The organism is Cellulomonas fulva, assembly GCF_018531375.1.
In the GTDB taxonomy this organism is placed as follows: Bacteria; Actinomycetota; Actinomycetes; order Actinomycetales; family Cellulomonadaceae; genus Cellulomonas; species Cellulomonas fulva.
Map to the genome: position 1 here is coordinate 1,485,708 of NZ_JAHBOH010000001.1, position 13,757 is coordinate 1,499,464.

General features: G+C 71.7%; 10 protein-coding genes. 6 read left to right on the forward strand and 4 right to left on the reverse strand.

The window, feature by feature from the left end:
- The first annotated feature begins 88 nt into the window (after window positions 1-88).
- Window positions 89-2,668 (forward strand): ATP-dependent Clp protease ATP-binding subunit, encoded by a 2,580-nt coding sequence (locus KIN34_RS06670; protein ID WP_214348377.1) that lies wholly within the window; start codon window positions 89-91, stop codon window positions 2,666-2,668.
- A 199-nt stretch (window positions 2,669-2,867) separates the two neighbouring features.
- Entirely contained in the window at window positions 2,868-5,633 is a 2,766-nt protein-coding gene (locus KIN34_RS06675) for a pectinesterase family protein (protein ID WP_214348380.1), read from the forward strand.
- Between the two features lie 221 nt (window positions 5,634-5,854).
- Here KIN34_RS06675 and KIN34_RS06680 read toward each other — a convergent pair whose 3' ends face one another.
- The gene (locus KIN34_RS06680) at window positions 5,855-6,865 is read right to left on the reverse strand and encodes a LacI family DNA-binding transcriptional regulator (RefSeq protein ID WP_214348383.1); all 1,011 of its coding nucleotides are present in this window, start codon (window positions 6,863-6,865) and stop codon (window positions 5,855-5,857) included.
- A gap of 113 nt (window positions 6,866-6,978) precedes the next feature.
- Between KIN34_RS06680 and KIN34_RS06685 the strand changes: the two genes are divergently transcribed.
- From KIN34_RS06685 to KIN34_RS06700, 4 genes are all read left to right on the forward strand, one after another.
- Complete coding sequence (locus KIN34_RS06685) at window positions 6,979-7,440, forward strand: tRNA (cytidine(34)-2'-O)-methyltransferase (protein ID WP_214348385.1); 462 nt, start codon at window positions 6,979-6,981, stop codon at window positions 7,438-7,440.
- Window positions 7,441-7,620: 180 nt separating this feature from the next.
- Entirely contained in the window at window positions 7,621-8,343 is a 723-nt protein-coding gene (locus KIN34_RS06690; RefSeq protein WP_307858119.1) for an IclR family transcriptional regulator, read from the forward strand.
- Window positions 8,344-8,471: 128 nt separating this feature from the next.
- A complete protein-coding gene (gene eda / locus KIN34_RS06695) occupies window positions 8,472-9,116 on the forward strand; it encodes a bifunctional 4-hydroxy-2-oxoglutarate aldolase/2-dehydro-3-deoxy-phosphogluconate aldolase (protein ID WP_214348391.1) in 645 nt (214 codons plus the stop codon).
- 59 nt (window positions 9,117-9,175) lie between these two features.
- Window positions 9,176-10,303, forward strand: coding sequence for a sugar kinase (locus tag KIN34_RS06700; protein WP_307858120.1), 1,128 nt, complete (start codon window positions 9,176-9,178; stop codon window positions 10,301-10,303).
- An 87-nt stretch (window positions 10,304-10,390) separates the two neighbouring features.
- Here the strand turns inward: KIN34_RS06700 and KIN34_RS06705 are convergent, their stop codons facing one another.
- The 3 genes from KIN34_RS06705 to KIN34_RS06715 form a co-directional block, all read right to left on the reverse strand.
- Window positions 10,391-11,707 (reverse strand): ABC transporter substrate-binding protein, encoded by a 1,317-nt coding sequence (locus KIN34_RS06705; RefSeq protein WP_214348394.1) that lies wholly within the window; start codon window positions 11,705-11,707, stop codon window positions 10,391-10,393.
- A 107-nt stretch (window positions 11,708-11,814) separates the two neighbouring features.
- Entirely contained in the window at window positions 11,815-12,753 is a 939-nt protein-coding gene (locus KIN34_RS06710) for a carbohydrate ABC transporter permease (protein ID WP_307858121.1), read from the reverse strand.
- Entirely contained in the window at window positions 12,746-13,723 is a 978-nt protein-coding gene (locus tag KIN34_RS06715) for a carbohydrate ABC transporter permease (protein ID WP_214348397.1), read from the reverse strand. The genes KIN34_RS06710 and KIN34_RS06715 overlap by 8 nt, the downstream gene beginning before the upstream one ends.
- Between the last annotated feature and the right edge of the window lie 34 nt (window positions 13,724-13,757).

Sequence of the window (13,757 nt, forward strand, 5' to 3'; positions counted from 1 at the left end):
AGCATCGAACAACGCCGCCTCGTCGTCGGCCCTGGTGGTCTCCCGGACCCGGGGTACCCGACGAGCACGCCGCTCGTGAGGAGTGCACATGTTCGAGAGATTCACGGACCGAGCCCGTCGCGTGGTCGTCCTCGCCCAGGAAGAGGCGCGGATGCTGAACCACAACTACATCGGCACGGAGCACATCCTCCTGGGGCTGATCCACGAGGGTGAGGGCGTCGCCGCCAAGGCGCTCGAGTCGCTCGGGATCTCGCTGGAGGCCGTGCGCGCGCAGGTGCAGGAGATCATCGGCGAGGGCCAGCAGGCCCCGTCGGGTCACATCCCGTTCACGCCCCGTGCCAAGAAGGTGCTGGAGCTCTCGCTGCGCGAGGCGCTGCAGCTCGGCCACAACTACATCGGCACCGAGCACATCCTGCTCGGCCTGATCCGTGAGGGCGAGGGCGTCGCCGCCCAGGTCCTCAACAAGCTGGGCGCCGACCTCAACCGGGTGCGCCAGCAGGTCATCCAGCTCGTGTCCGGCTACCAGGGCAAGGAGCCGGTCGCGGCCGGCGGCCCGCAGGAGGGCCAGCCCTCCGGCTCGGCCGTGCTCGACCAGTTCGGGCGCAACCTCACGCAGGCCGCGCGGGACACCAAGCTCGACCCGGTCATCGGGCGCGAGAAGGAGATCGAGCGGGTCATGCAGGTGCTGTCCCGCCGCACCAAGAACAACCCGGTGCTGATCGGCGAGCCCGGCGTCGGCAAGACGGCCGTCGTCGAGGGCCTGGCGCAGGACATCGTGCGCGGGGACGTGCCCGAGACGCTCAAGGACAAGCAGCTGTACACGCTGGACCTGGGCGCGCTCGTGGCCGGCAGCCGGTACCGCGGTGACTTCGAGGAGCGCCTGAAGAAGGTCCTCAAGGAGATCCGCACGCGCGGCGACATCATCCTGTTCATCGACGAGATCCACACGCTCGTCGGTGCGGGTGCCGCCGAGGGCGCGATCGACGCGGCCTCGATCCTCAAGCCGATGCTCGCGCGCGGCGAGCTGCAGACCATCGGCGCGACGACGCTCGACGAGTACCGCAAGTACGTCGAGAAGGACCCGGCCCTGGAGCGTCGCTTCCAGCCGATCCAGGTCGCCGAGCCGAACCTGCAGCACGCGATCGAGATCCTCAAGGGCCTGCGTGACCGGTACGAGGCGCACCACCGCGTCTCGATCACCGACGGCGCCCTCGTCGCGGCCGCCACCCTCGCGGACCGCTACGTCAACGACCGCTTCCTGCCGGACAAGGCGATCGACCTGGTCGACGAGGCGGGAGCGCGCCTGCGCATCCGCCGGATGACGGCCCCGCCGGAGCTGCGCGAGCTGGACGAGGAGATCGCCAACACGCGCCGCGACAAGGAGTCGGCGATCGACGAGCAGGACTTCGAGAAGGCCGCGCGCCTGCGCGACCAGGAGAAGCAGCTCGGCCTCAAGCGCGCGGAGAAGGAGAAGGCCTGGAAGTCGGGCGACCTCGACGCGGTCGCCGAGGTGGACGAGGAGCTGATCGCCGAGGTCCTGGCGAACGCCACGGGCATCCCGGTGTTCAAGCTCACCGAGGAGGAGTCCAGCCGCCTGCTCCACATGGAGGAGAACCTGCACAAGCGGGTCGTCGGCCAGAACGCCGCGATCAAGGCGCTCTCGCAGGCCATCCGCCGCACGCGCGCCGGGCTCAAGGACCCGAAGCGTCCCGGTGGCTCGTTCATCTTCGCCGGGCCCACGGGCGTCGGGAAGACCGAGCTCGCCAAGGCGCTCGCGGAGTTCCTGTTCGGTGACGAGGACGCGCTGATCCAGCTCGACATGTCCGAGTTCTCGGAGAAGCACACGGTCTCGCGGCTGTTCGGCTCGCCTCCCGGCTACGTCGGGTACGACGAGGGTGGCCAGCTCACCGAGAAGGTGCGCCGCCGGCCGTTCTCCGTCGTGCTGTTCGACGAGGTGGAGAAGGCCCACGCGGACATCTTCAACTCGCTGCTGCAGATCCTCGAGGACGGTCGTCTGACCGACTCGCAGGGCCGGGTGGTCGACTTCAAGAACACCGTGATCATCATGACGACGAACCTCGGCACGCGGGACATCGCCAAGGGCGTCATGACGGGGTTCCAGGCCGGTGGCGAGCTCGCCACCGACTACGAGCGCATGAAGGCCAAGGTCAACGACGAGCTCAAGACGCACTTCCGTCCGGAGTTCCTCAACCGCGTCGACGACGTGGTGGTCTTCCCGCAGCTGTCCCAGCCGGAGATCTTCTCGATCGTCGACCTCATGGTCGCGAAGCTGGACCAGCGGCTCAAGGACAAGGACATGGGCCTGGAGATCACGCCCGCGGCCAAGAAGCTGCTCTCGGAGAAGGGCTACGACCCGGTCCTGGGCGCCCGGCCGCTGCGCCGCGCGATCCAGCGGGAGATCGAGGACGCGCTGTCCGAGAAGATCCTGTTCGGCGAGCTCAAGGCCGGCCAGCTCGTGATCGTGGACGCCGAGGGCGAGGGCCTGCTGGGCGAGTTCACGTTCCGTGGCGTCGACAAGGGCACCACGGACCGCGAGCCCGTCGGGGTGGGCGCCTCGGTCGGCACGCCCGGCTCGGGCACCGACGTCCCGGCGGCGCCGCCCATCGCGGCGTCGGGGGACAACGGCTCGGGCCTGCAGTCCGCCTGACCGCTCCTGCACGACCGGCGAGGGCCGGGACCCGTCCGGGTCCCGGCCCTCGCCGCGTCGGGGCGCAGCAAGGTGGAGGCCGCGCGCGGCCGCGCCTGTGTATCGATACCGGGACCGGGTCCGGCCGGGGTGAAGCGATTCGGCAGCGGTCACCGTTGTTGTTGGCGCCCGGCGGCGCTCCTACCGTCGCCGCATGCCCATGAGAACGCTCACATCCCTGACGGCCGCCCTGGCGGTGGCCGCCGTCGGCTCGGCCGGCGCGCTGGCGACGTCCGTGTCCGCCGCGACCGGCTGCTCCGCGACCTACACCGTCACCAGCCAGTGGCCGGGCGGCTTCGGCGCCGACGTCACGGTCACCAACCTCGGCAGCCCGGTCTCCGGCTGGAGCATCGGCTGGCAGTTCCCCGACGGCCAGACGGTGCAGTCCGGCTGGAACGGGAGCTTCAGCCAGTCGGGCGCCGCCGTGACCGTGACGAACGCGGGCTGGAACGGCACGGTCGGGACGGGCGGCACCGTGGCCGTCGGGTTCACCGGCACGGCCGGGTCCGCCAACCGGGTCCCGTCGGCGGTCACGTTCGGCGGCGTCACGTGCACGGGCAGCACGACGAGCCCGACGACGAGCCCGAGCGCGACACCGTCGAGCACCCCGAGCCCCACGGCGACGCCGACGAGCACGCCGACCAGCACGCCGACCAGCCCTCCGACCAGCCCTCCGACATCCGGTGAGCCGTCGACCGGTAGGTGGCCGGCGCAGGCGGACGGGTTCGCGCAGGGCACCACGGGCGGGTCGGGCGGCACCGTCGTGACCGTCACGAACCTGGCGGACCTCAAGAAGTACGCCGCCGCGAGCGGGCGGTACGTCGTGCGCGTCGCGGGCACGATCACGGTCACGCCGTACGGCGACGAGATCCCCGTCTCGTCGGACAAGACGGTCATCGGCGTGGGCGCGACGGGCCGGATCCTCAACGGCGGCCTCCACCTGAACCCCGGCACCAAGAACGTGATCATCCGGAACCTGACGCTCGGCGACACGCTCATGGCGGCGGACGACCCCGACGACAAGGACTACGACTACGACGGCATCCAGATGGACACCGCGTCCAACGTCTGGATCGACCACAACCGGATCACCCGGACCAACGACGGCCTCATCGACAGCCGCAAGGACACGACGAACCTGACCGTCTCCTACAACGAGCTCGGGAGCACCAACAAGTCGTTCGGCATCGGGTGGACGGACAACGTCACGGCGCGCATGACCATCCACCACAACTGGATCCACGACACCAACCAGCGCAACCCGAGCACCGACAACGTGCAGTACGCGCACCTGTACAACAACTGGCTGCAGAACATCAGCGGCTACGGCAACTACGCGCGCGGCGGCACCAAGATGGTGCTCGAGAACAGCTACTTCGAGAACGTGAAGAACCCGTACTACCCGGACTCGACGGCGCAGCTCAGGCAGTCGGGCAGCATCGTCGTGAGCTCGTCCGGCGACCAGCGCACGAGCGGGTCGGCGTTCGACCCGCGGTCGTACTACTCCTACACGCTCGACCCCGCGGCGACCCTGCCGAGCCTGCTGCGCACGGCCACCGGGCCGCAGGCGGACATCGGGGTCGACGCGACGAGCGGCGGGCCGGGCGGCGTCGTCGCCGGGACGTACGCGCTGCGGTCGGGCGCGTCCGGCAAGTGCCTCGAGGTGCCCGGGGGAGCGACGGCGAGCGGCACGCTCCTGGTCGCGGCGACCTGCGAGACGGGGGCGGCGCGGCAGCAGTGGACGGTCGCGGCGCAGCGGGACGGCATCCGCCTCGCGAACGTCGCGTCGGGCCGGTGCCTGGACGTCACGGGCGGTTCGACGAGCACGGGCACGCAGCTGCAGCAGTGGGGCTGCGCCGACCAGGCCAACCAGACCTGGAGCGCGCTGGCCTCAGCGGGCAGCGGCAAGGTCCAGCTGAAGAGCGCGTCGTCGGGCCTGTGCGTCGCGGTGAAGGACGGCTCGACGGCCTCGGGCGCGCCCGTGGTGCAGGACGCGTGCGACGACGCGGCGAAGGTGCAGTGGGGCGGCCTGACGGTCTCGTCGGACGGCGGGACGACGACGACGCCCGTCGTGGCGGCGGACGGCACGGGGCAGTACCGCACGATCCAGGCCGCCATCGACGCGATCCCGTCGACGAGCACGACGCGGCGGGTCATCACGGTCAAGCCCGGCACCTACCGGGAGATCGTCACCGTGAACAAGCCGTACGTGACGATCCAGGGCCTCGGCACCTCGCCGAGCCAGACGGTGGTCGTGAACAACCGCAGCAGCGCCGGCGGCTACGGGACCTCGGGGTCGGCGACGTTCTTCGCCAAGGCGCGCGACCTCGTCGTGCAGAACCTGACGCTGCGGAACGACTACGGCGAGGGGAGCCAGGCCGTCGCGGCGAACTTCGACGCCGACCGCGTGACCGCACGGAACGTGCGCTTCCTCGGCAACCAGGACACGCTCCTGATCAACTCGGGCCGCACCTACGTCGTCGACTCCTACGTCGAGGGGACGGTCGACTTCATCTTCGGCTCGGGCACCGCGGTCTTCGACCGCACCGCGATCTACCAGCGGCGCGCGACGGGCGGCCCGCTCACCGCCGCGCGCACGGACCCGGGGAACCCGTACGGGTTCCTGATCTACCGCTCGACCGTGACCGGTGCGACGAACAGCACGACGCAGCTCGGCCGGCCGTGGGGCCAGGACGCCCAGGTGCTGTTCCGGGAGTCGTCGCTCTCGGCGACGATCGCGACCGCACAGCCGTGGACCAACATGTCCGCGAACGTGTGGCAGCAGGCGCGGTTCAGCGAGTACAAGAACACAGGCGCGGGAGCGACCGTCAACGGCAACCGGCCGCAGCTCTCCGACGCGCAGGCACCCAGCTACACGCCGCAGCGGTACCTGGCGGGCTCCGACGGCTGGAACCCGGTGGGCTGAGCCCACCACGAGGACTGCCGTCCCGGCCCGCGTGCGGGTGGCGGCCGGCACGGACGCGGTGCATGAGCGACGACATGCACCGCGCCGGGCCGGGACGGCGGCGGCTGCCGGCGGTGCCGGCCCGCCGGCAGGCGCCCGGAGCGCGGCGAGCTTCCCCGGCCCGCGGTGACCGAGTCTCCGAACCGATCGGCGCCGCGCGGCGGCGTGGAGCCGACTCCAGGTCAGGCGGGGGGAGCGGTGCTGCTGCGGACCACGAGCTCGGTGGCGAGGTCGATGCGCAGGTTCGCGGGCGTGGCGCCGTTCGCGATCTCGAGGAGCATGCGCGTGGCGGTCGCCGCCATGTCCTCCAGCGGCTGCCGGACGGTGGTGAGCCCGGGCTGGACCCACTCCGTGACGGGCAGGTCGTCGTAGCCCACCACGGACACGTCCTCGGGGACCCGCAGGCCGAGGTCGCGCGCGGCCCGGATCACGCCGAGCGCCTGGAAGTCGGCGCCGGCGAAGATCGCCGTCGGCCGGTCGGCCCGGCTCAGCAGCTCGGTGCCGTGCTGGTAGCCGCCGTCGACGAAGAAGTTCCCCCAGCGGACCAGGTCGGGGTCGAACGGGAGCCCCGACTCGTCGAGCGCGCTGCGGTACCCGTCCACGCGGGCGCGCGAGCACAGCACGTCCCGCGGGCCGGAGACGACCCCGATGCGGCGGTGGCCCAGGCCCAGCAGGTGCCGGGTGGCGGCCAGGCCCCCGGCCCAGTTCTGGGAGCCGACGACGGGGACGCCGGGCGGCTGCTCGCCCGCGGTGTCGACCACGACGAACGGGATCGACCGGCTCTCGAGCTGGGCGCGCTGCGCCGGGTCCAGCTCCGACAGGACGAAGATGACGCCGCGGGGGCGTCGCGCGAGCACGTCGTCCAGCCACTCCTGCGGCGGGCGGTGCTCGCCGCCCAGCTCGGACAGGACGACGCCCATGCGGGCCGGCCCGGCCACGCTCTCCACGCCCTTGATGATCTGCAGGGCCCACGGCGAGTCGAGCTCGTGGAAGACGAGCTCGATCAGACCGGAGCCCGCGCCGGACGACGCGCGCCGCCGGCGGTAGCCGTGCCGCTCGATGACCTCCTCGACCCGCGCCCGGGTCGCCGCCGCGACGTCCGCGCGGCCGTTGAGGACCTTGGAGACGGTCGGCACCGAGACGCCTGCCTCCAGGGCGATCTCGGCGATCGTCGTCGCCTGTGTGCTGGCCATCCGGTCCCTCCGCGTGTCGGGCCGACGGTAGCACCGCGCGTCGGGGCGTCCGGCGCACCGACGCACCCTTGCGCGCGGTCACGCGATCGCGGCTGGCCTGCGACGATGGTGCCGTGTTCCACGTCGTCTACTTCGAGCCGCGCATCCCCGGCAACACCGGCAGCGCGATCCGTCTCACCGCGGGCACGGGCGCGACGCTCCACCTCGTCGAGCCGCTCGGGTTCGACCTCTCGGAGGCCCGGCTGCGCCGCGCCGGGCTCGACTACCACGACCTCGCGCACGTCGTCGTGCATCCCGACCTGGAGGCCGCGCTCGCCACGCTCCCCGGCCGCGTCCTGGCGTTCACGGCGCAGACGGACCGCTGGTACACGGACGTCGAGTACCGCGACGACGACGTGCTCCTCTTCGGCCCCGAGCCCACCGGCCTGCCCGCCGAGGTGCTGGACCACCCGCGCGTCGTCGAGCGGGTGCGGATCCCGATGCTCCCGGGGCGTCGGTCGATGAACCTGACCAACGCGGCGGCCGTCGCGAGCTATGAGGCGTGGCGACAGCTGGGGTTTCCCGGCGGTGCGTGAGGCGGTGCGCGAGGTCGCCGGGTCACTGTCCGTGGGACGACGAGCCTGCGTGCCAGGATGCCGGGCATGAGCACGTCGTCGTCCGCCGCTGGGCCCGCCGATGCGTCTGCCGCCGCTGTGCCTGCCGATGCTGTGCCCGCCGATGCTGTGCCTGCCGCTGCGTCGTCGCCGATCGAGAGCGTGGACCGCGCGCTGCAGGTGCTCACGGCGCTCGCCGCCGCCGGCCCGCGGGGGCTCGTGCTCGCCGAGCTCTCCGGACGGCTCGGCGTCCACAAGACGACCGTGCACCGCACGCTCGCCGCGCTGCGGCACCGGGACTTCGTCGCGCAGGACGTCGGGACCGGCGCCTACTCGCTCGGCGCGGCGGCGGTGGCCCTGGGCGAGTCCTACCTGGCCGACGACAACCTCGTCGTCCTCCTGCACCCGGCGCTCGTCGCGCTCTCGCAGGACGTCGCGGAGCTGGTCCACCTGGGCGTGCTCGTCGGGACCGAGATCCTGTACCTGGACAAGGTCGAGCCGGACCGGCCGGTGCGGGTCTGGTCGCAGGTGGGGCGGTCCATCCCCGCCGCGCGCACGGCCCTCGGCCGCGCGCTCCTCGCCTTCCGCGAGACGGACCGTGCAGCGCTCGCGCGGTACGTCGACGCCGCCGACCTGGACCGGGTGTGGGCCGAGCTGCGACGCGCGCGGGAGCTCGGGCGGGCGGTCGAGGACCAGGAGAACGAGCCGGGCATCGGCTGCGTCGCCGTGCCCGTGCTGCGCGGCGGCGTGCCGGTCGCGGCGGTGAGCGTGACGGCGCCGGCCGAGCGGCTGGACCCCGCCCGAGTGGCCGAGGTGCACGCGCGCGTGCGCGCGGTCCTCCCGCCCTACCTCCCGGCGGGCCTGCACCTCCCCAGCCCCGCCTGACGGCGGCCTCCCCGTTCCCGCCTGACGGCGGCTGGGCCCCCGCTCGACACGGGGTAGAAGTACGCCCAGGCCCATGGGAGGATTGCGTAGCGCGACATAGACGTTTCGCCTACCGCAATGGAGCACTCGTGAGCACTCTCGACCAGCTCGTCCGGCACCGGCTGGTGCCCGTCGTCGTGATCGACGACGCGTCCGACGCGTCCGCCCTGGGCGACGCGCTCGTCGGCGGCGGTCTCCCCGTCGCCGAGGTGACGTTCCGGACCGCCGCAGCGCCGGACGCGATCCGCGCGCTCGCGGACCGGGGCGACGTGCTCGTCGGCGCGGGGACGGTCCTGACCGCCGCCCAGGTGGACGCGGCGGTGGCCGCCGGTGCGGACTACGTCGTGTCCCCGGGGACCAGCCGCGCGGTCGTCGAGCGGTGCCTGGAGCACGGGGTGACCGCACTCCCCGGCGCGGTCACGGCGACCGAGGTGCAGGCCGCGCTCGAGCTCGGCGTGCGGACGGTGAAGTTCTTCCCCGCCGGCACCGCGGGCGGCGCGCCGGCGATCGCGGCGCTGGCGGCACCCTTCGGCGGCGTGCGGTTCGTCCCCACGGGCGGCATCGGCCCCGCGAACCTCGCCCAGTTCCTCGCGCTGCCGAGCGTGGCCGCCGTCGGCGGCTCCTGGATGGTGCCGCGGGACCTCGTCGGCGCGCGCGCGACCGACGCGCTGCGCACCCTCGTCGCCGACGCGGTCGCGCTCGCCGAGAGCCTGCGCCCGTCCGCTCGCGTCTGACCTCCCACCGCACGCTCACCCGCACCCGCACCCGCACCCGCACCCGTCGAAGGAGAACCGTGACCGCCCTGGAGAGCACCCCGGAGACCACACTCGCCGTCCGCCCCGCCGCGGAGACGCGTTACGACGTCGTCGCGCTCGGGGAGGTGATGCTGCGGCTCGACCCGGGCGAGGGCCGGATCCGGACCTCGCGCACGTTCCGCGCCTGGGAGGGCGGGGGCGAGTACAACGTCGCGCGCGGCCTGCGCCGCGCGTTCGGGCTGCGCGCGGCCGTGGTGACCGCGCTCGCCGACAACGAGATCGGCCGCCTGGTCGAGGACTGCATCCTGGCCGGTGGCGTGGACACCTCGCTGCTGCGCTGGCTGCCCTACGACGGCGTGGGGCGCCAGGTCCGCAACGGGCTCAACTTCACCGAGCGCGGGTTCGGGGTCCGGGGCGCCGTCGGCGTGAGCGACCGCGGGCACACCGCCGCCTCGCAGCTCGGCCCGGACGACGTCGACTGGGACCACCTGTTCGGCGAGCTCGGCGTGCGCTGGCTGCACACGGGCGGCATCTACGCCGCGCTCTCGGAGACGTCCGCGCAGACCGTGCTCGCCGCGGTCCAGGCGGCCCGGCGTCACGGGACGGTCGTGTCCTACGACCTCAACTACCGCCCGTCGCTGTGGAAGGCCATCGGCGGCCAGGCGCGCGCGCAGGAGGTCAACCGGGAGATCGCCCCGTACGTCGACGTCATGATCGGCAACGAGGAGGACTTCACCGCGGCGCTCGGGTTCGAGGTCGAGGGGGTCGACGAGAACCTCGCGCACCTGGCGACGGACGCCTTCGGCGCGATGATCGACCGCGTCTCCCAGGCGTACCCCGGCTTCCGGGTCATCGCCACCACCCTGCGGACCGTCCACAGCGCCTCGATCAACGACTGGGGCGCGCTCGCCTGGTCCCGGGCGACCGGCCTGGTCCAGGCGACGCACCGCGAGCGCCTGGAGATCATGGACCGGGTCGGCGGCGGGGACTCCTTCGCGTCCGGTCTGGTCTACGGGCTGCTCGAGGGCGTGGACCTCCGGACCGCCGTGGAGTACGGCGCCGCCCACGGCGCCCTGGCGATGACGACCCCCGGCGACACGACGATGGTGACCCGCGCCGAGATCCTCAAGCTCGCCGGCGGCGGCAACGCCAGGGTCGACCGCTGACCCGACGCGCGCGACCTGTCCCCCCGGTCCCGGTGGGACGACGAAGGGGCCCGGACCACCAGGTCCGGGCCCCTCCGTCGTCCGGGCCTACTGCCCGATGGCCGTGTTCACCTCGCTCGTGTACTGCTCGGCGGCCTCCTGCGGCGTGAGCCGCTCGAAGAGGACCTCCTGGTTGATGCGCTTGGTGATGTCGGCGACCTCACCGGCGCCGTTCGGCGGGACGGGCGGGCCGTCGACCACGACGTCGTCGAGCGAGGCGAGGAACTCGGCCGCCTGCTTGTCGGTGTCGTTGAACTTGGGCGTCACGGCCTCGCGGACGTCGGTGTTGGCCGGCAGGCCGCGGTCGGAGAGCAGGAGCTCGCCCGCCTCGGTCGAGTTGACCAGGAAGTCCACGAACATCGCCGACTCCTCCGGGTGCTCCGACGTCGCGGAGACGGAGTAGAACATGGCCGGCTTGAAGTACATGCCGGACCGCTCGTTCTCGGTCTCGCCAGGGACCCGGAGCAGCTTCAGCGGGTGGCCGGCCGCCTCGGTGATGGCCGTCAGCTGGTTGGTCCAGAACCAGGCCATCGCGCCCTTGCCCGTGCCGATGAGCGACTGCTCGGGACCGCCGCCGTCGACCTCGACCGTCTCGGCCGCACCCGGCGTGCCGCCGGCCTTCTGCAGGTCCATCGAGTACTGCCACCACTGCGCGAGCGTCGCGTCGTCGTAGCCGAGCGTGCCCTCGGGCGTGTAGAGCGCCTCCCCGCGCTGCCGCGCGAAGATCGAGAACCCGGGCTCGTTGAACCCGTAGTCCTGCGCGCCGAAGATCTTGCCGCCGGACTTCTCGCTGACCTCGTTCGCCACGTCGACGTAGTCCTGCCAGGTCCACGTCGTGTCGTCGGGCATCTCGACGCCCGCCGTCTCGAAGGCCTCGGGGTCGGCGACCACCGCGTACGCGTTGACGCCGGTCGCGACGCCGTACAGCTTGTCGTCGATCGTGCCGGAGGCGAGCACGGACTCGTCGATCTTCGAGGTGTCGAGCCCCAGCGAGCCGAGGTCGGCCAGCACGCCCTTGGTGGCGTAGTCGGTGAGGTAGCGCTCCTCCTGCGTGATGACGTCGGGGGCGTCGCCGCCGGCCACGGAGGTGCTCAGCTTGTCGAAGTAGGAGTCCCAGTCGGTGTAGTCGGCCTCGACCGTGATGTTCGGGTGCTCGGCCTCGAACGCGTCGATGACCTGCTGGGTGAGCTCGTGACGGGTGTCCGACCCCCACCAGGAGAAGCGGATGGTGACCTTCTCGTCCCCGCCGCCGGTCCCGTCGGCGCCGGGGTCGTCGCTGCCGCTGTCGCCGCACGCGGTCAGCGCGAGCGCGCCGGCGGCGACGAGCGCGGCCGCCTTGATGAGGGTGGAACGGTGGTGTCGCATCGGTTCTCCTTCGTGACGAGGACGTCGTCGTGCTGTCACCCCGGGGGACCCGGGTGGGTGGGATGGACGGGCTGCACCGCCGCCGCGCTGGGACGGGGGCGGGGGTACTACTTGATCCCGGTCGTGGCGATGCCCTTGACCAGGTACTTCTGTCCGAACAGGAACGCCAGGAAGACCGGGATCAGGGTCACGATCGACATGGCGAACATGGGGCCCCACGAGCTCTGCCCCGACGAGTCGAGGAACGTGCGCAGAGCGACCGGCGCGGTGTACATGGCCGGTTTGGTGAGGAAGATCAGCTGGCTGAAGAAGTCGTTCCACGTCCAGATGAAGGTGAAGATGGCCGTGGTCGCGAGGGCCGGCGTCGACAGCGGGAGCATGATCCGCAGGTAGATGCGGATGTGCCCGCACCCGTCGAGGCGAGCGGCCTCGTCCAGCTCCCGCGGGATGCCGCGGAAGAACTGGACCATGAGGAAGATGAAGAAGGCGTCCGTCGCCAGCAGCTTGGGGACGATCAACGGCAGGAACGTGTTGATCCAGTCGAGCCGGGAGAACAGCACGTACTGCGGCACGATGATCACGTGGATCGGCAGCATGATCGACATGAGCATGATCGCGAACCACAGCCGCCGGCCCCGGAACTCGAGCCGCGCGAAGGCGTAGGCCGCCATCGAGCAGCTGATCAGGTTGCCGAGCAGGGACCCGAGCACGATCACCGCGGAGTTGAGCAGGTAGCGCCCGAAGGGGTAGGTGAGCGCGCTCCAGCCCTCGGTGTAGTTCGAGGCGTCGATCTCGGTGGGGATGAGCGACAGGTCGCGGAAGATCAGGTCGTTCGGCTTGAACGAGCTCACCAGCAGCCAGATCAGCGGGTAGAGCATCACCACGGCGAGCGCGACGAGGCCGATGTGCTTGAAGGTGGAGCGGACGTTGCTCCGCCACATCGAGCGCTTCCGGCCCGAGGAGTACCGGGCGGCGCTGCCGCGGGAGTCGGGACGCGACGCGTGGACGCCCGCAGCGGGGTCGGGTCGCAGGTCGAGGTCAGTCACTGTAGAACACCCAGTACTTCGAGGCGAGGAAGTTGATGGCCGTCATCGCAGCGACGATCAGCAGCAGCAGCCACGCCATGGCGGACGCGTACCCCATGTCCAGGTGCGTGAAGCCCTTCTGGTACAGGTACAGCGTGTAGAAGAGGGTCGAGTCGGCCGGTCCGCCGGAGCCGCCGGAGACGACGAACGCCTGCGTGAAGCTCTGGAACGCGCCGATCACCTGGAGGACCAGGTTGAAGAAGATGATGGGAGTGAGCAGCGGCACCGTGATGTGGAAGAACTGCCGCGCCTTGCCCGCCCCGTCGATCGACGCCGCCTCGTAGTACATCTCCGGGATCTGCCGGAGGCCGGCGAGGAAGATGATCATCGGGGCGCCGAACGTCCAGACGTGCAGGATCACGAGCGTGCTGAGCGCGGTGTCGGGGGAGGACACCCAGCCCTGGCCCTCGATGCCGAACAGCGCCAGGAACTTGTTGACCAGGCCGTTGACCCCGAACACCTGGAGCCACAGGATCGCGATCGCGACCGAGCCGCCCAGCAGGGACGGTAGGTAGAACACCGACCGGTAGAACGCGAGCCCGCGCATGCCGCGGTCGAGCAGCATCGCGAGCCCGAGGGCCAGGATGAGCTGCAGCGGCACGGCCGTGAGCACGTACGTGAACGTCACGACGAGCGACTTGTGGAGCCGCGGGTCGTCCAGCATCCGCGTGTAGTTGTCCCACCCGATCCAGTTCGGGGCGGACAGCAGACCGAAGTCCGTGAACGACAGGTAGGCCGACGCCAGCATCGGGCCGACCGTGATCAGCCCGAGACCGAGGAACCACGGCGCCAGGAAGACGGCCGCCATCCGGCCGTCGCCCTTGCGGCGCCGCCCGTCCCCGGCCGGGCTGTCGGTCACGCCGTCGGGCGTGCCGGGTGGGCCGCTGCGGCGCGACCCTGCGGTGCGTCGCAACTCAGACACCACGGACATCGTCGATCACCTCTTCGTGACTCGCGATACGGAG